General features: G+C 59.2%; 16 protein-coding genes and 1 tRNA gene. 15 read left to right on the top strand and 2 right to left on the bottom strand.

The genetic code is table 11. The features are described from left to right. Window positions 1-254 precede the first annotated feature (254 nt). Window positions 255-1,082 carry a DUF1570 domain-containing protein gene (locus VHX65_01565; GenBank protein ID HEX3997215.1) on the top strand — a complete coding sequence of 276 codons (828 nt, stop codon included), beginning with the start codon at window positions 255-257 and terminating at the stop codon, window positions 1,080-1,082. 201 nt (window positions 1,083-1,283) lie between these two features. Then, complete coding sequence (locus VHX65_01560; GenBank protein ID HEX3997214.1) at window positions 1,284-1,538, top strand: hypothetical protein; 255 nt, start codon at window positions 1,284-1,286, stop codon at window positions 1,536-1,538. A gap of 37 nt (window positions 1,539-1,575) precedes the next feature. On the opposite strand, the gene VHX65_01555 is transcribed toward VHX65_01560, so the two are convergent. Beyond that, window positions 1,576-2,838: an FG-GAP-like repeat-containing protein gene (locus tag VHX65_01555; protein ID HEX3997213.1), complete on the bottom strand. Its 1,263-nt coding sequence runs from the start codon at window positions 2,836-2,838 to the stop codon at window positions 1,576-1,578. Between the two features lie 1,105 nt (window positions 2,839-3,943). Here VHX65_01555 and VHX65_01550 point away from each other — a divergent pair. From VHX65_01550 to VHX65_01490, 13 genes are all read left to right on the top strand, one after another. Further along, a complete protein-coding gene (locus VHX65_01550) occupies window positions 3,944-4,492 on the top strand; it encodes a hypothetical protein (protein HEX3997212.1) in 549 nt (182 codons plus the stop codon). Window positions 4,493-5,228: 736 nt separating this feature from the next. Further along, window positions 5,229-5,411, top strand: a complete 183-nt coding sequence (locus VHX65_01545) for a helix-turn-helix domain-containing protein (protein HEX3997211.1) — start codon at window positions 5,229-5,231, stop codon at window positions 5,409-5,411. A gap of 105 nt (window positions 5,412-5,516) precedes the next feature. Then, complete coding sequence (locus VHX65_01540) at window positions 5,517-5,831, top strand: hypothetical protein (protein ID HEX3997210.1); 315 nt, start codon at window positions 5,517-5,519, stop codon at window positions 5,829-5,831. 68 nt (window positions 5,832-5,899) lie between these two features. Beyond that, window positions 5,900-6,079, top strand: a complete 180-nt coding sequence (locus VHX65_01535; GenBank protein HEX3997209.1) for a hypothetical protein — start codon at window positions 5,900-5,902, stop codon at window positions 6,077-6,079. A gap of 34 nt (window positions 6,080-6,113) precedes the next feature. Then, window positions 6,114-6,317 carry a hypothetical protein gene (locus VHX65_01530; GenBank protein ID HEX3997208.1) on the top strand — a complete coding sequence of 68 codons (204 nt, stop codon included), beginning with the start codon at window positions 6,114-6,116 and terminating at the stop codon, window positions 6,315-6,317. Between the two features lie 49 nt (window positions 6,318-6,366). After that, the gene (locus tag VHX65_01525) at window positions 6,367-7,203 is read left to right on the top strand and encodes a hypothetical protein (GenBank protein ID HEX3997207.1); all 837 of its coding nucleotides are present in this window, start codon (window positions 6,367-6,369) and stop codon (window positions 7,201-7,203) included. 64 nt (window positions 7,204-7,267) lie between these two features. Further along, the gene (locus tag VHX65_01520) at window positions 7,268-9,274 is read left to right on the top strand and encodes a hypothetical protein (protein HEX3997206.1); all 2,007 of its coding nucleotides are present in this window, start codon (window positions 7,268-7,270) and stop codon (window positions 9,272-9,274) included. A gap of 32 nt (window positions 9,275-9,306) precedes the next feature. Beyond that, window positions 9,307-9,819 carry a hypothetical protein gene (locus VHX65_01515; GenBank protein HEX3997205.1) on the top strand — a complete coding sequence of 171 codons (513 nt, stop codon included), beginning with the start codon at window positions 9,307-9,309 and terminating at the stop codon, window positions 9,817-9,819. Beyond that, window positions 9,809-10,753: a hypothetical protein gene (locus VHX65_01510; protein HEX3997204.1), complete on the top strand. Its 945-nt coding sequence runs from the start codon at window positions 9,809-9,811 to the stop codon at window positions 10,751-10,753. The genes VHX65_01515 and VHX65_01510 overlap by 11 nt, the downstream gene beginning before the upstream one ends. A gap of 61 nt (window positions 10,754-10,814) precedes the next feature. Then, window positions 10,815-11,396 (top strand): hypothetical protein, encoded by a 582-nt coding sequence (locus VHX65_01505; protein ID HEX3997203.1) that lies wholly within the window; start codon window positions 10,815-10,817, stop codon window positions 11,394-11,396. 706 nt (window positions 11,397-12,102) lie between these two features. After that, window positions 12,103-13,983 (top strand): bifunctional DNA primase/polymerase, encoded by a 1,881-nt coding sequence (locus VHX65_01500; protein ID HEX3997202.1) that lies wholly within the window; start codon window positions 12,103-12,105, stop codon window positions 13,981-13,983. 253 nt (window positions 13,984-14,236) lie between these two features. Further along, window positions 14,237-14,680 carry a hypothetical protein gene (locus VHX65_01495; GenBank protein HEX3997201.1) on the top strand — a complete coding sequence of 148 codons (444 nt, stop codon included), beginning with the start codon at window positions 14,237-14,239 and terminating at the stop codon, window positions 14,678-14,680. Between the two features lie 747 nt (window positions 14,681-15,427). Beyond that, window positions 15,428-15,883, top strand: coding sequence for a helix-turn-helix domain-containing protein (locus tag VHX65_01490; GenBank protein HEX3997200.1), 456 nt, complete (start codon window positions 15,428-15,430; stop codon window positions 15,881-15,883). 1,541 nt (window positions 15,884-17,424) lie between these two features. Here VHX65_01490 and VHX65_01485 read toward each other — a convergent pair. After that, window positions 17,425-17,506, bottom strand: a tRNA-Leu gene (locus tag VHX65_01485). Between the last annotated feature and the right edge of the window lie 708 nt (window positions 17,507-18,214).

Raw genomic sequence — 18,214 nt, 5'->3', positions numbered from 1 at the left:
GAAGCGTTAGCGAGGGACGCACGCCGCTGGAGGTTCCACTCAGGGTGGTGGGCATGGCACCCAAAACCGTCTTCAGCCGAAACCGTCTTCAATTTCCAGTTCATCTTGAGCACGTCAGTATACCACCGCCGACGCTAGCAAAAGTCCGCTTGACGTTTTTCCAATGCAGCAGCTATCATCCGCCCGGTCGAAGGAACGATTGCGGTGCGGGCCAGTCGCCCGTGCCAAGAGACCGCCACCAAGGATGGAATCGCATGCGCGACGCCGGCTCACCGTTCGGCAATGGCAAACTTCGCTTGCCGCTGCCATGCCGCTTGGCTTTGGTTCTCGCTTTCTTTGCCGCCGCGGGCGCGGCGTCGCTGTTGCGGGCCGAGGATTGGGTCGACCAGCGGCTGGCCGAACCGTTTCACTGCCACGCCGATTTCCATCTCGACCCGTATCAACCGCTGCTCGACGATCTGGCTTATTTGCAGTCGGACCTGGTTCGCGCGCTGGAAGTCGAACCGACGCACGAGCCGATCGAATTGTATTTATTTGCGTATCCGGATGCGTATGTGCAGTATCTGAATTCGCGCTATCCGCAGGTGCCGTACCGGCGGGCGATGTATATCAAGGATCGCGGGCCGGGGGAAATGTTTGCCCAGGTCGGCCCCGATTTTGAGATCGATCTGCGCCACGAAGCGACACATGCCCTGTTGCACGGCAGCCTCCCGCGAGTGCCCCTCTGGCTCGACGAAGGGCTGGCCAAGTATTTCGAAATGCCGCGAGATAAGCGCATCGACGGCCATCCGTATCTGAAGACCGTCAGGCGCGAGGCCGAACTCGGCCAGCTTACCAAGCTGTCGGTGCTCGAGCAGAAGCGCGATCTGCGGCAAATGGGCATCAGCGAATATCGCAATTCTTGGGCTTGGGTGCATTTCCTGCTCAACGGCCCGCCGGAAGCGCACGACGAACTGGTCCGCTATCTCGGCGACATTCGCGATCGCAAGCCCACCGACCGCCTCAGCACACGGCTCGAAAGCCGCATTTCCGATCTCGACGCACGAATCGCTCGGCATTTCCGGGAGTGGAAGAGCGGTTAGAAATTGCGGGGAAATAGGCGAATTGCCGCAAATGCAAATTCGGGCCGCTACGGATTCGGCCCATTCGCGCGGATTCGTCGAGCCAAGGATTGCTCTTTTCGCTTCGGCCGCGTCGCGATACCATTCCGGCCCGCTTCATTCGCCGGCGCAACCGCCCGGCATTCGCGGCAAACACGAGAGAAACAACGCGAGGGATCAACGATGGGTTTCTTTGCATTCATCCGAGAAGGAGTGCGCCGCAGCGTGCTCCTGGGCTTCTCCGACGCCGTTACCGAATTGGGCAATCGCCAAGCCGGCGAAGATCTGGGCGAACATCTCGCGGCCACGCTGCGCCAAACCATCGCCCTCGAAACGGCAACAAGCACCGAAACGGCCGGCGCAATCGCCACCGCCCCGGGAACGCGCAAGCGACTTGGCAAGTCGCTCGAACAGATCCGCGAAGCCGGGCAGTCTTGATCCGATTGCCCCGGAGCCGTCGCCAATCGCGATGCCCTCAGTCGCGATACTGCTCGAAAAGAAACACGCCGGCTTTGTTCGCAATCACGATATCCAACAGGCCGTCGCCGTTGATATCGATCACTTGAAACTGCGTGCCGACGCCGCTGTGGTTGTCGATCTCGTGGCGGACGAACTCGGCCTTGCCGTCGTGCCGCTGCAGTTCGTACCAATAGAGCACCTGCGGCTCGCCGGCGCCTTTGTCGCCATTCGGGCCGTGCGCCCACCAGCGTTTGCCGGTGACAAATCCCGGCAGCCCGTCGCCGGTGAGATCGGCGAGCACGAGGCTGTGCGATTGTGAAAACGTCTTGTCGATTTCGTGCGTTTTCCAGCCGCCGTCTTTGAGCTGCTCGTGCCACCAGATTCCGTAGTCGTGCGGGCTGGAAGTGAGCACGTCGTTCAATCCGTCGCCGTTGAAGTCGAACACATACATCTGCGCGGCAACGTTGCCGAAGTCGGCCTTGTGAAACTTCCACGGATGCTCGCTCTTATCGGCCGGCGATTCCCACCAGCCCGCCGGAATCAGCACATCGTTGCGGCCATTGTTGCGGATCGAGCCAGCCCCGATGCCGTGCGAAAACCGATCGGTTCCCGGCGCATGCTTGACCGAGACGGCTTCGTTGATCCACGGCTTGTTCGGATCGCTCGGATCGGGGCGCACGATCGCCATCTGGCCCTCGGACACGGCCATTAGCAGGGCCTTATGGCCATTGCCGTCGATATCGAGGTATTGCGGGCTCTCCGTGCTCGCCACCGGGCCGATCAAATGCTGCTTCCAAGGGCCGGGCGCGCCCTTCGGGTTTTCATACCAATACGCCGCCGTCCCGGGGAAACCGATCACGATGTAGTCGGTCCAACCGTCGTGGTTCACGTCGTCGGCAAAGGCGATAAATTCATCGCTATAGCCGTGCGGATCGAAATCCTTCGGCGCCGTGCCGTAGATCACATGCATCTTCCAATCCGGCGCCGCGTAGTAGACATTGCCGGCAGCGATGTCGAGCTTGCCGTCGTGATTGAAATCGCCGACGGCCACACCTTCGCCGCGAAATTTGGTGTCGAGCACCGTTTTCTTGAAGTGAATCGGTTTACCGTTGGCGGGCACCGTGGAGCGCGGATAAGGGGGCGAGCCGGCCGTGTCCGATTGCGACGCCGTGGCCGGAGAATCCGCGGCAACCGCCGGAGCAACGATGAACGACGAAGCAAGACCGGCGAAAACAGCGACACCAACGGTGGCGCACCACCGCGAAGGGGAGCGTGACATGGGAGAAAATCCTCACTGGCGGGGCGTGAAACAGGCGGGAATTCGGAGCATAACACGGCCGGGCTCGGTTGTCCAACTTCCCGCCGCCCGGCGCCGGGGACGGGTTCGCTGGAAGGCGTCAGGATGACTGCCTCGACCGAATGGCCTGCTCCAGTCTTGGCTTCGGCTCCGTCACAAAGTGGCCGCTCGGGGACTCGAACCCTATGCGAATTATGCGGGAAAATAGCGAATCCTGAAACATCGGGGCCAGAATCGGGGCCATTTTCTGACGCTGATGCGGATTTGCTCGCTATTGCTACGGCCTGGGGCGCATTGCCGGAAGCCCTCCGGGCCGGCATTCGTGCGATAGTCGACGCCGCGGCACCGCCGGCGACGCCGAGGCGGACGGCCACTGCCAAGCGATCTACGCGGCCTGGTTGAATCCGCCGCGACCGCCATTTACGATTTAGTCAACGGGCAGCAATGCCCGCTATTCGCCGGGCCGACGATCCTGCCCCTCGTCGGCCCGGTTTTTTGTTGCGCTGGCTACGGGCGGTCTGGCGTGTGGCCTGTTTGTGAACCTCGCCGCCGAATGCCATTCAACGCTGCCACGAAAATCGCACGTCAGTAGCTGCGCCGCGGCTGCTGCGCAAGCCACGAGCTTGACTAATAGTGTGAGCATCGTCGGCTTGGCCTTTGGATCGACGCGGTCGACCTCGGTCTCCCTCGGGAACGGCTTCAATAGCTCGCGCTGGTTCATTTGCGGTTTCCTCTTTTTTCGTGGTTTGGCCCCACTGTTTTTCTACACGCTCGCGGTTGCTGGAAAGAAAATCTCGCGCGCTGCCGCGATGATTTAGTTATTTCCGCAAAGTGTCTCAGGGCGCATGGGGCGCACCTTGGAACTATGACGGCATGACGGCGCGATTTATCCCAAGAATCCCTCTTCTATCGCCTCTCCGTTCGCCCTTGCCAGCCACTCGTCCGCCTGCTATTCTCCGCCCCGTACACCCGTGGGTCCCGTAAATGTTCGCGATTTCGAGCAACCCCGCGCGCTTTCTGCCGTGATTCCCTCGGGACTTGCGGGTGTACCAGATTGCGTGCGGGGCTTTTCATTGGAGTACACCCGATGAGCGAACAAATGCGTGTTGTGACGATTAGCAGTTACCGGGAACCGTGGAATAATGAGGCGCGCCCATCGGCCATCGTGCTGTTAGAGCAGGCACGCGAGTTGATTTTATTGGGCTACACCCGCGCTGCCGGGTGCTTGGCTAGAGCGTCAATTGAGCGTTCATTGATCGACATTTGCCGCCTCCGCGATTGCTGGCCACGTAATCCAACCACCGGCCAAATAATGAGCGAAGAGGAGGCGCGCTGTGGCGTGAAATATCTTCTCGCGACGCTGCGCGTCGCTGACCAACTCCGGTACGAGACACAACGGCAAATTCAGGTTGCCATAAACATCGGCAATCGCGCCTGCCACGGGCTCCAAATATCAGCATCCCAGGCGATGCTTTGCATCGAAGTTGCCAAGAATGCTTGGGTCGAAGGCCAGCGCAAAAAAGCCTTCCGAGATACGAAGGCTAATCGGCTCGCCAAGCGGGCGGCCAAACTGGCAGCGGCCATTGAAGCTGATCGACCGGTTGGCGAAACGGCCGATCCAGTGAAGGCCGCCTGACGGCATCAACCATCCGGCTGCGTTCGTATCTGCCGTCCGATCATCCCGACAAGCATTTGGAACTCGGCAGCGAAAAAACGCTCGACGAATTCTTGGCGAAACCGGTCCGCGTGTTCGACGGCGTGCGCCGCGTGCTGCACGGTCGGGCGCGTCGCCGACTATCTCGGCATGAATTCGGTGCTGATCGAGCTGAGCGCGGAATATGTCGTAAAACGGCGCAAAAGAGTTTTACGAAGACATCGTTCGTGGCCTCTTCTTAGGTATGCACACTGAAAAGCGAAACTGCGGCGATGCGAGGCAATCGCGCTTGCCGGCACACAGGCGAAACCCGCGGCCGACCATTTGATAATCGCCGGAGGGCGATCGAAGTTCGTTACAACGAGCAACAGCACACACTCGCCGTATGAGAGACGGTCCACGGGCATGACACGCAGCGCGGCCGCGCGGCGATTTGCCGCCGGCTGCCGGGATTCTGCTGCATAAAATCGGCGCTCCGTGCGCTCTTCTTAGGTATAGATTTAACGCTGCCGGCTGCCGCAATCGGTAGTGCGGAGAAAAAACTACCTATTGGGCCTCTCTTTATAGTGGCGGACGATCGCCGGGCGCAAAAAAATCTCCGCGGCCCGTGCTGCGGAAAATCCGCCGATTTGCGCTCTCCTTAGGGTATAGGCAATTCACAGTCGGTCCGCACCGGGCCGGCTTTCTTCCGTCCCTTCCTGATTATCAGGGGAATGCCATGAATAGCAGTTGCACGGAACATGACGATTCCGAGCTGTTGACGACGGAGGGCGCTGCCGTCCGGTTGAAGGTTTCGATGCCGACGATCCGTAGGCTGGCCGATGCCGGCAAGTTGCCCCGCGTGCGGATCGGGCGCTCGGTGCGCTTCCGCCTGTCCGACGTGCTGGCCATCGCCGCGTAGTTCTCACCCTTCGACGGCACGCATCCGCCGCGGCATAGTCGCGGTCGCTTCTTTAATCGGCCGACGTGCGGTCGACACACCTGCTCACGCAATCGAGGTTAGCCAATGTCCACCATATTCACAGCCGGAGCGGCCGCAAATGCTACCGCCGATGCCGTCGCACTGTTTAGCGCTCGCGCCGCATTGTACGCAACCGAAAGCGCCACGTTGACCTGTCTGCAATTGGTCGAATTCGTCCAATGCCCGGCCGGTTCGTCCGTTGCCTCGATCATCGGGACCGACAGCGCAAACCCTGGCGTCTCGATTCGGCAAACGTACTCAGCCGGGCAAGGACAAGTCAAAAGCGTTGTGACGGTAGGCGTGGTGCCGAATTCTCCGCTGGTGGTCGATTCGCAATACTCGTTGCAAGCGACCGTGTGACGCCCCCTTTGGCGCGCTAGACGTGTTCGCCGATCGCAAGATCATGCACGAGGGCCGCGGCGGCAAGTTTGCTTGCGTTGACGATCCTGGAACACGTCGAGTATCCGGCCGGTTCGAAGCTCTCCGATATAGCTGGCCCCGACGTGTCAATTGCCGGGGCGGTTCGCAAGATCGGATGCGGCGGAAACACAATCCGCCAAGTCGCGATCGTCGGCACTCCGCCCGATCTGTATTTCCCGCCGGCTTGAACCGGCTCCCATTTATCTCGAAAGGCAAAGCATCGTGGCCAATCCTTCCGCTCCGCCCGATCAAAGTTTCGAAATCACGATCGAAAAAAGCAGGCCGGCGTTGCTTGCTTTTATCGACGGCGACGCCGGCTTCGCCGATCCAGGCCGGCTTGTCGCGCTCCGACAGCGCGGGCCGGAGATTGCGGTTTCGTCGCCGGAAGATGCTCGCGAAAAGCAAGCAAAACCGCGCCGCAACTAGCCTCGATCCGTCGCCGTCTCTCCGCCGCGCATCCCTTTGGAACCACGCAATGTCCATAGCTCTCATCGGCGAAAAGTGGGATTCACGCAACGCCTCGATCGGTTGGCAAAACAAGAAAGCCGACCTCAAGGTGCTGCTCTCTTGTTCGCCGACCGACAGCGACGACGACACCGAGGTCCAGGCCTACGGCGACACCTATTCCGGCTCGTATGCGACCACGTACAACCTGATTTTCCAGGGGTACGATATGGAGCCGCTGGGGGCTGGATTTTGGCTGTTGACGGTTCATTACGCGAATCGCGAACCCAAGAATCCGAACGACTCGACCTACAACTTCGAAATCGGCACGACGACCGTCAAGGCCACGCAAAGCATCTCAACGGTCCACAAGTACCCGAACACCGCCGGCGGCATTACGACCGCCCCGAACCACAACGGGGCGATTGGCGTCACGTCTGACGGAATTGAGGGCTGCGATATTTTCGCGGCGACATTTGCGTTTTCCGAGACACATTATTTGCCGGTCGCGAGCGTCAACAGCACCTATCAAGCCGCGCTATCGAACGTCTGCGGCAAGGTGAATGATTCGACGTGGCGAGGCTATGCCGAGGGAAGTGTCTTATTCCTCGGTGCGAGCGGCACGCAACGCGGCCTCGATGATTGGGAAATCACGTACAAGTTCCAAGTGCGGCCGGGCTTATCGAGTCAGACGATCGGCCCCTTCACTGGCATTAGCCAGCAGGGTTGGCAGTATTTGTGGATTCAGTACACCGACGCGAAAGACCCGGACGCCGTGCCGTTGATGATGGTCAAGAAACCGATCGCCGCCTACGTCGAGCAGGTCTATTACGAAGGCGATTTCACCACGATCGGCATTGGGAGCTGACGCGATTCCCGCTGATCGACGCCGCGACTTTTCAAAATCATTTTTCTCATTCGTGAGTTTTAATATGCCATCCTCCTCGGGAATCAAAGCCGGCGCAGCCTACTACGAGCTGACGTTGAAAGACGGCAAGCTCACCAAGGGCCTGCGCGCCTGGAAAGGCAAGCTCAAGGCCTTTGGCGAGTCGATCCGCGGGATCGGCCTGAAGCTTTCAGGCCTCGGTGCCGCCCTCGAAGCGCCGCTCGCGGCCTCGGTCGGTGTCTTTGCCTCGATGGGTGCCGAGATGCAACGCGCATCGACGGCTACCGGTGTCCAGGTGGAGGCGCTCAGCCAGTTGGCCTACGCCGCCAAAGACTCCGGCGTCGAGATGGACGGCCTGGAAATGGGCTTGCGGAAAATGCAACAGAAGCTCGGCGAAGCGCTGCAAGGCAACAATGCCGCGATCACCAGCTTCGCGATGCTGGGCGTCAATATCAACAACCTGCGAAACCTCTCGCCCGACAAGCAATTCGAGGCACTCGCCGACGCGCTAACTAAGGTGCAGGACCCGGCCAAGCGCGCGGCCATGTTGATGGACATCTTCGGCCGCGAAGGCATGGGCCTCGCGCCGCTGATGCTGGAAGGTGCGAAGGGCATCCAGCGGCTCCGGGCCGAGGCCGATCGGCTGGGCCTGACGATGAGCGGCAAGGATGCCGATGCGGCCGTCTCGCTCGCCCAGCGCTTTTCGAGCCTGTGGGACCAGGTAAAGATGGGCGCGTTCAACATCGGCTCAGCACTGGTTCCTGCGCTCGAGGAATTGGGCGCAAAGGTGTCCGGCTGGTTGACGGTCGCTTCCAAATGGATCAAGGCCCACAAAGAAGTCGTCGTTTGGGCCGCGAAGATCGTCGCCGGCATTATGGCCGCCGGTGCCGCCCTGGTTGTCATTGGCACGCTGTTTACTTCCGCGGCCGCAGTTTGCGGCGGACTTGCAACGGCTCTCAGCTTCCTGGGCACGTTATTGGGCGTCGCGGCTTCCGCGATCGGCATGGTGGTTGCGGCCGTCGGCGCGATTCTCTCCCCGGTCGGCCTCGTCGTCGCGGCCGTGGTAGGCCTCGGTGCCACGATCGCCGTCAAGACGGGTGCGGCGGCCAGTGCGTGCAAGTTTTTGGGCGGCGCATTCGACACGCTGAAAGGCGATGCCGTGACGGCGTTCGGCGGCATCAAAGACGCGCTTGCCGCCGGCGACTTCAAGCTCGCCGCTCAGATTCTTTGGACAACTCTAAAGCTCGAATGGACTCGCGGCATCAATTTTCTTGACACGCAGTGGATCGAATTCACCGGCATGTTTCAAGACGCCTGGACGAAGGCCGTCTATTTCACGGCCGGCGTGTTCACCGAGGCCTGGGCCGGCTTGCAAGCCGCCTGGCAAGAGACGATCGGCTTCCTCTGCGATTCGTGGTCCGTGTTCACCGGCTTCATTCAAAAAGCCTGGTTCAGTGCCGTCGGTTTCGTGCAAAAGGCATGGGTCCGATTAAAGGGCCTGTTCGACAAAGACATCAACGTCGATGCCGAGGTCAATAAGATAGACAGCGACACGGATGCCAAAAAACAAGCCGTGCAAGATCGGCAGAATGCGGCCATCGCCCAGCGCGAGGCCAAGCGCAAGGCCGAGCTGGATCGGATCGAACGCGATCGCGTCGGCACGCTAGCCGCGTTGAAGGAAAGCAAGGATGCCGAGCTAGCCGCCCATCAAAAGGCGCGAGCCGAAAAGGAAAAGGCGCTGCAACAGGAAATTACGGATTTGATCGTCAAGCGCGACGGCCTGATTCAGCACGCGGAGGACGAGCGGCATAGCCCGACCGGCTATCGCCCCGGTGAATCAGCCGGCGGAGTACCAGTCAAGAAAGTGCAAGACGAATTGATTTACACGATGAAATCAGTCGTCGGCGGCACGTTCGCCGGAGCCACCGCCGGACGGCAACTCGGTGGTACGAACTTACAGCAAAAAATGGTCCATCACCTCTCGTCGATCGACCGAAAGACGGCCGCACATAATCACTGGCGGCAGCAAAACGAGAATCTCCAATTTCACTAAGCGACCGGACACCACAACCCTGGAACCGTCCTATGGCAATCTTTCTTTCGACCGTCGCGCTGTGCGTCGCCGTCGTCGCGCTCGTTTCCAGGCATCCGCGGACGCTTCGCCTGGACCGGCTCGAATTGGTTAACGGTGGCGATTGCACGCGAATCGAACCGGGCCGGATTGAAATCGAGCGCGAAGGCTTTTCGTCAATCGGGCTCTCGGTTTTGAATGCCGCGCCGTACATCATCGGCAATGTACAAGGGAATAATTTCCGCCTCACTGCCGGCGTAACGTCCTCGCTGCTTTTGCAAGATGGCGCTGAGCTGGCTTCAATCTTGCCCAACGGAATCGCAATCGAAGACGCCACGACCAAGACGGCCATTCTCGCGAACGGCATCATGCCTGGAATGCCAGCGTCGGCATGTAAGCCCGCGGCGATCGAATCGAAATCGGCGAAGCAAGTTGAACCGATGGAAATTCTAACAAAGCTCCGTCGCGACAATCCGCACGGTTTGCGAATCCATCAACCTGAAACCGAGGAATCAAATGGAACTTAATCACCTGGCGTCGCTTAACGAGTCAATTGAAGATGTTTTTTCGTCGCCGCTCTTGAACCGTCAGCCGCAAACGCATTTCGTTGTGCCAACGGCGCATAATAGCCGGACACAACTTTTCCGCACCGCTGTTTCTAGCGGCATCTCGGCAATCGGTTCGCCCGTTGACCGGAACGGCGGCGACTACGGGGCGGGCTTGATTCGGGGCATCGCGGCTTGCACGATCGGTGAAGTGAAGGGGCAAGGCCTTTGGATCGATGCGACGTTCCTCGGGCAGGCCGCCGCGGCAATCAATAGCGCTCCGGCTGGCGTGAAATCACGGTTCACACACCCGACCCCGATTGGCGACGCACTCGGCAAATTCCTCGGACGCGCCAAGAATGCCTCGATCGACGGTGATACGGTCCGAGCCGATGAGCATTTCGCGGAGCCTGCCCACAACACGCCGGACGGGGACCTCGCCGGCTATGTGATGGACTTAGCCGAAAGCGATCCTGCTGCATTCGGTGCGTCGCTGGCGTTTCAGCGTGACTATGACGCCGAGCAAGCATTCATGGCGAAATTTGGCGGAAGCTACGGCTTCCGCAGCCCGGACGCCGCGAACGTGAACAATTTCCCGCATGTAAGGTTGCAATCGCTGGCCGCCGTCGATCTGGTTGACGACCCGGCCTCTAATCCGAACGGGCTTTTCAATCGAGACGGTGTTGCCAAGTTCGCCAAGCCAAAGTCACCTGATTTGGCGACGCAAATGTTCAAGCAGCCGGCCAGCGGCTTGAAACAACTTACGGCCGCGATGTCGACGGCCTTTGCGAGCAAGCTTTCGACTCCGCCGAGCAATCATGTGAAAAACGACGCGCCGCGGGACGCCGGATGGCCAATAATCGATGCAGTCGCCACCTTTGCCGCATCGATCAAGCTGCCGGGCAACGCCAAGTAGACAATCGTTAAAGCATCGCACCCATTTTCTTTCTTTCCGTTTTCCAAAAGGAACCCGCTGGATGTCGATTATCAACAGTCTGAATGTCCCATTTCCGCTTACAGCCGAAACCGCAACCGTGCAAGCCGCATTAGTCGAGAAGATCGAGGCGCATAATACCGAATGCGATTCGATCGCCGAGGCGTCGGCCGAATTGAAAGACACGCCGGATTCCGATTGGACCGCGGCCCATTCGAAAGCCGTCGCGAAAGTTCGCGATCGTAAGCTCGAAGCCTTGCTCGGCGAACTAAGCCTTCGCAAAGAAATGGGCCACTTTTTCACGCGAGTCATTAACGTCGATTTTCACATCGCAAAATCTGCCGCAAAGACGGCAATCGAGAATGCCAAGCGGAAGGCGACGGAATACCTCGTCGCCGGCGGATGGACGGAAACAAGGTCTGAAATCGCCGGAAACGTCACTTTGTTTCCGATCGATCTGCATATCTTGATTCGCAACCGGGAAGTCTTCCTTGCGACACTCGCCGAGCAGGCAATGAGCGAGATTCCGTTAATGGAGGCAAGGCAGAGCAACGCGGCAGTAATCGAAAAGGCCAAAGAACGATTTGCCGCGGTCAAGGCGAAGGCCATGAATCTTTCGGTCTAGCATTGCGTCCGCAATGGTCAGTCGCTTCGCCTGAGTCCTGCTGGCGAATCGACGGCCCCGCTCGTCGCTGGGTGAAAGCCATTGCGATCGGCCCGCGTTGAAGCTGCGCCGCTCAGACTCGGCGCATTAGTTCCGCGGGCTGCGCTCGCGCGTCGTCCGGTTGCGGTTTCCCCTTCCGCGATCGGCGATGCGCGGGCCTTTTGAAATACCATTCGATCGGCTGCCATCGTGGGGATGCAGTCGAGATTCTTACTTGGCCGACGACCGTTGCTTTGTAGCCCGCACCTACAAACACGGTCTATCGGCTTTTTCGTTTCCCGATGGAACATCCAATGACGACGATCGACGAAGCCATACAACTTGCCACGCTGGGCTATGCCGTTTTTCCCTGCACGCCGAACCAAAAGCGGCCGGCAAGCTAACGGCCGTCCGGCTCGGCCGGTTGGTGCGCTTCCGCCGGCATCCGTGGCGAATCGCTCGCGTTGAGCTTTGCCGGCCGCCTCCCGGCAGCAGCTCCGCTGAGCTGCCAGCGTGTCCGTTTGGTCGATCTCCACCGATCTGCGGCACGCTGGCTTTTTGATACATACGTTCGTCGCAGCCGACTGGGATCGCTGCCGACGCATTTTTACTTGCCGGCCCGATCGTCGTTTGTGCCCCAGCACAGCGGCGGTCGTTGCCGGCATTTTTTGTTTTCAGGATTTGCACGATGAATGCGACACTCGCCGAAGCTCTGAGACTCGCCGATCTTGGCTATGCCGTTTTTCCGTGCGCGCCGGGCGACAAAATACCGCTGCGTGGAACGAGCGGATTCAAAGACGCTTCGACCGATCCTGACGCCATCGAGCGGATGTTCGCCGCTGCGCCCGCCAATTGCAACCTGGCGATGAGCGCCGCCGGGCTTTTGATCCTCGACATCGACCCGCTGAAAGACGGCTCGGCGAATCCGTGGCCCGGTTCCGAACGACTTCTCGGATTGACCGATGGGCCATTCGCGCTAACGCCGCGCGGGAAACATTTTGTTTTCAAATTGCCTGACGGCAAACAATTCATTCTCAGTGCCGGCAAGCTGGCCGCAGCGGCCGATATTCGCACAACCGGCGGCTACATCGTCGTCGCGCCGAGCATAGTCAACGGCAAATCGTATCAATGGCAAAACGCTCTCGGTTGTGAACCGGACAAGCTGCCGTTGCCACCGGCCTGGCTGATCGAGTTGCTCGACGCGGCTGGCAAGCCGACGATTGCGACGGCTGGAAATCTGAGCGGATTCGACGCCAACCAACACGGCCCGGCCGCTCCGATCCTCGAAGGTGGCCGCGACGATGAATTGACGCGCATCGGCGGCCGTATGCGATACGTCGGCTTGGATCAAGACGCCATCGCGGCCGCGCTCAAAGTCGTAAACCAAAAACGGTGCCGGCCGCCGCTTGACGACGCGCAGGTCGAAAAAATTGCGCGAAGCTTGGAGCGCTACGAGCCTGGAAAGATAATCGGCGCGGAGAAAACCGGGGCGAATGATCGGCCCAACTTTGAATGGCGCACTTCCGCGGAATTAGCGGCAAGCGACGACAAGGTTGAATACCTGATCGACGACCTCGTGCCGGCGCGACAAGGCGGCATTATCGGCGGCCGGTCGAAGTCGCTGAAAACGTCGGTCGGTATCGACGCCATGATTTCGGCCGCATCGGGGAGTAACTGTCTCGGCCGATTCAACGTATCGCGGCCCGTCGCGGCTGGGCTAATGTCGGCTGAATCAGGTTGGCCAACACTGAAAGAGCGCGGTATTGCGATTGCAAAGTCGAAAGGGATTGAGTTGGCCGGTATTTCCAATCTCGTTTGGTCAACGGCGTCGCCGCGGCTGGCTTTGGTAACGCACCTCGACGAGATGCGCCGCGTAATCGAGGAAAAGAATCTTGAAGTGCTTGGAGTCGATCCGACCTACATGGCTATGCTCGACATTGGGGATTCGTCCGCCAATCTTTTTAGCATGGGTTCGATTCTCTCTCCGCTGACAAAGTTGATTGAAGACACGGGATGTTCGATCCTGCTATTCCATCATGCACGAAAAGGCCGCGGCCATGCTCTCGGAAACTTCGACCCGCCGGAATTGAGCGAACTATCAATGGCCGGCTTTGCCGAATGGGCGCGATTCTGGCTCTTGCTCGGCGCGCGCAAGGAATGGGATTCTGGCCTCGGCCGCCATTGGCTCTGGCTGAATGCTGGCGGGTCCGCCGGGCACGCTGGGCTCTGGCATCTTGACGTAACAGAAGGCAAACCGAGCGATCCAGGCGGCCGTCAATGGGATGTGTCAGTGGTCGGCGCGACAGAGGGCCGGAAAGCTGAGCAAGCCGGTAAAGAACTGGCAAAGTCGATTCGGGATGGCGATGCGGAAGCCGATCGGCGGCAAAGGATTATCGAAGCGGTGCGCGAGATCGGTCCGGAAACGAAGACCGCAATCAGGATACGCACCGGCATAAATGGACAACGGTTCGAGGAAACACTTTCCGAACTATTGACGAATGGAACGATTGTAGCGGCATTCAAAAATAAAAATGGCAGGCTGCACGATGCTTTTCAGCTTGCGGTTTAGTCAACAGTACAGCGGTACGGAGAAGCGGTACGGTTTTTCGTACCGGTGGCATGAGCAGCAGCGGTACGGCTCTCTCTTATAGAGAGCCGTCCGTACTGCTGCTGACCGGTTGCACAAACCCCGAGGGCAAAAGCCGTACTGCTGCTGTACGGGTGAATCCGCCAAAAGACTCTAAAGGCTAAGTTTCACGAGTATGACAAACGAATCAGAATAATTGTCACAACCATTTTTCTAACCAATTGGAGATAAAGACATGGGCCAAAAGCCTGACCGTCAAGTGTACGATTCCGTTGCCGACCGCGTGATATGCAAACGCGATCGCGTTTGGGATTTGGACGCAATGCCCGACGATGCGCCGATCTCGCGAGCGAAATTTGCCGTGGAATGGGAGCGTCTCACGGCAGACGGGCGCGACGTTTTCAATTGCCTGGTTGATGCCGGTCGAACCACAAGCTTCGCGTCATTGGCTTCCGTCTACGGCGATCAACTCGAATCACTTTCGCCGGGCATTCTCGAGCGGCTAGTTGAGTCGGGTTTGGTCCGCAAGAAGTTCCTGTATCTTTCTCTCCTTACGACGCTCCATTGGTACGAGCCGAGCGAAGTCGAAGAGCGATACGCCATCGAATCAAAGCCGGCCGATGCGCAGTCCGATTCATTCGTCGTGTTTCTTGGCGATTGCTTGTTCGCAGTGATCTGACCACCCCGGCCGGTAACGATGGTCCGACGAACGATGTAGGGATTGCAACCGCCGGCCAACGCGACGTGACGCCAGCCGTGTCGGCATGACGCGGCCGGTCAACCTGGCTGCCGTCGCTCGCTTGCGGTCGATGGCCCAATGATGGATTGCCGGGCGCGATCGACTCGGCCGGGGATTGTTCGGCCATTAGCCATCCGATTGAGACACCCCACCGGCATTGCAGACGGGCGCGTACTGCAATGTCGGCACACAGCAGGCTACGCATAAGCCTTGCAGCTAGGATGCGAGCATGGGCCAACTTGGATGGCCAGAATTGGCAGGCCACCGCCAACCGTTAATCGCCCGATTCTAATAGATTTTCCGCTTAACGGGTCCCTTTTCGAGACGCGCGGCCGTGCTGGGCATGGGAACAAACGGGGTACGCGAGTGCCTTCCCTTTTTTACAAACGCCGGGAAGTCGTTTTTACAAAGCCAGCGGGGTGGCGATTATGCCGGCAAAATATAGCATCCTTCATAATCGCCCAGGATCATCGGACACGCATTACACCGGCCAATGTGTCAGCAGTCATACAATGGCCTTGCAACGCCGTAGCGGGCCTCTGGCGAAGCCGTTTCGACCCATGAGCGAGGCCAAACCGATGAGTGAAGCAACCAGGCCAACCGATTGGCCGTTTGCCGTTACAACCGGACCGACTCTATCCGAGCTGGTCGACGCCCTCGACGCCAGGCCGCGAACCCGGCGCGTCCATGCGCTGCATCGACCTGGCCCAGTGGTCGAACGTCGGCCGCGTCGGCGACCGGTTCGGCCAACCGGTCCGGACAGGATCGGCGGCCCGATTCCTTAATGCTCTCGGCACGTTGCCGCGGGCAATCAACCGAACCCTTTTGGAGATTCACGCGATGGTGGCACGAGCGAAAGCAGCGGGGCTAGTGGCCGGCGATAGTCTTTGTCCGCGGACGGTACAAGACATCAAGCGGTTTTACGAACCGGCCGAGCGGACGCTTGCGCCGAAAGCGCCGGAGCCACTGATCGGTGCAAAGGCGACCGCCAAGATGCTCGCTATTTCGGAGCAAACAGTTTGGGCGATGGCCAAGCGGGGCGATTTACCATGTGTGCGGTTCGCCAAGAAAATCGTGCGGTTCGATCGTTCAGACATTTTGGCCTGGATCGGCGGACATAAGGTTGCGCCCAGGACTCAGTAACCTTTGATTGACGTGACGACCACCATTTGCTAAGCTGGCGGAATGAAACAGCCGACGAATGTTATTGACCAGGCACGCCACGCGATTCTAAACGCTGACGTTAGCCAATATCGAATCTCAAAAGACACGGGCCTCGATAAGTCGATGTTGAGCCGGTTCGCGCGGTCGAAGCACGAAATGTCACTGGCTAATTTTAGCGCGCTGTGCGCATATCTGGGGCTCAGCCTCGAATCGAACGGCAAGAAACAACGGCCGCCGAACCGCAAACGAAAGGGAAAGTGAATCATGGCCAGTCTATCGACCGACGCAAAGGGCAACCGGACGATTCGATTTTTCAACGCGGATCGTCGCCGGGTTAAAATCTGTCTCGGCAAGCAAGGAAAAAAGACGGCCGAAGAGATACGATCGAAGGTGAAGACTTTGAACGGCGCTGCGATCGCCAAGATCGGCATCGACACCGAAACCGCCGTTTGGCTGCGCGACCTTGACCGGCCCCTGTACGACAAGCTGGCCGCCGCCGGCCTCGCCCCGCGGCGCGATCACGCGAAATGCGAAACGCTAGGACCGTTCATTGAGTCGTATTTGGCTAAGCGCGTGGAAGTGAAGTATAGCACGAAGCAACAGTTCGGCCTCGTTCGCGACAATCTGACGGCGTTCTTCGGAGCGAACAAACCGTTAGCCGATGTGACGGAGGCCTGCGCCGACGATTTCCGCGCTTGGCTCTCTAATTCAAAAGAGAACGGCGGCCTCGGGTTGGCTCCGAACACAGTGCGGCGACGATGCGGCCGCGCCCGGCAATTTTTTCGCGTGGCTTTCAAACGTCGTGTTCTCGCAAGCAATCCATTTGGCGAAATGAAGGGCATTAAGGTTAAGGGGAACGAAAGTCGAATGTACTTCGTTACCCGCGACGAGGCCGCAAAAGTTATCGAGGCCTGTCCTGACGCGCAATGGCGGTTAATCTTCGCCCTCAGTCGATTTGGCGGCCTGCGCTGCCCGTCCGAGCATCTATTGTTGAAATGGTCCGACGTGGATTGGGCGACGAATCGCATCCGGATTACGTCGCCGAAAACTGAACATCACGATGGCAAGGAATCGAGAATGATTCCGATCTTCCCTGAATTGCGCCCGCACCTGGAAGCCGTTTGGGAGGCATCGCCGGAAGGAACGGAATTCGTGATTACGCGATACCGGGCACCGACGCAAAACCTGCGAACGACATTCGAGAAGATCATACGCCGCGCTGGCCTGACGCCCTGGCCGAAGCTGTTTCAAAACCTCCGAAGCACTCGCGAGACAGAGCTAGCAGAGACGTTCCCGATTCACGTTGTCTGCGCGTGGCTCGGCAATTCAGAGGCGATTGCTAAGAAGCATTACCTTCAAGTAACTGACAAGCATTTCGCAACGGCATCGGCATTTAATTCGGGGCCAGAATCGGGGCCAGAATTCAGCATTTCGCATGATAAACAGCATTTACCGCAAAGCGCTAATCGCGGTTTTTCACGGGAAAACCAGCATTCTACGATAGTTGACGCTACTACAACTAGCCGCTCGGGGACTCGAACCCCGACGCCTTTCGGCACAAGATCCTAAGTCTTGCGTGTCTGCCAATTTCACCAAGCGGCCTCCCGTCGCCAGTCCTCGATCTCCGACGAGCTAGTCTATCCCTTCCAACTGTCTTTTTCCACGGGGGAGATCTCTGGCCGCCGCTTCCATTCCGGCCCAATTGCGTCGTACCGGCGAATCGTCGGGCGAGGTGATTTAGCGATACCGCACGCGTGCACTAGGCGCGAAGCGTAAGCGAGGGAGCGCTCCGTTGCGGGGTCGGCCTCACGGCGTCATTCAATGTGCATGCGGCTTTGCCGCCTGCAGCGAGACGATGCCGCCGTTGCGGCGCTCCCTCGCTAACGCTTCGGGTTTGTGTCGCGCCAAAGATTTGGGATCGTGAGGCGGTGGGGGGGCGGCGAATCGTCGGGCGAGGTGGTTTGACCTCCCAAAATCCAGCGTTGACGCAACACTAGTCCGAAGCGTAAGCGAGGGAACGCTCCGTTGCGGGGTCGGCCTCGCGGCGTCATTCAATGTGCATGCGGCTTTGCCGCCTGCAGCGAGACGATGCCGCCGTTGCGGCGCTCCCTCGCTAACGCTTCGGGTTCGTGTCGCGCCAAAGATTTGGGATCGTGAGGCGGTGGTGGGGGCGGCGAATCGTCGGGCGAGGTGGTTTGACCATTCCAAAATCCAGCGTTGACGCAACACTAGTCCGAAGCGTAAGCGAGGGAACGCTCCGTTGCGGGGTCGGCCTCGCGGCGTCATCCAATGTGCATGCGGCTTTGTCGC

Source organism: Pirellulales bacterium, assembly GCA_036267355.1.
GTDB lineage: Bacteria > Planctomycetota > Planctomycetia > Pirellulales > DATAWG01 > DATAWG01.
This window is presented reverse-complemented; position numbering and strand designations above follow the sequence as displayed.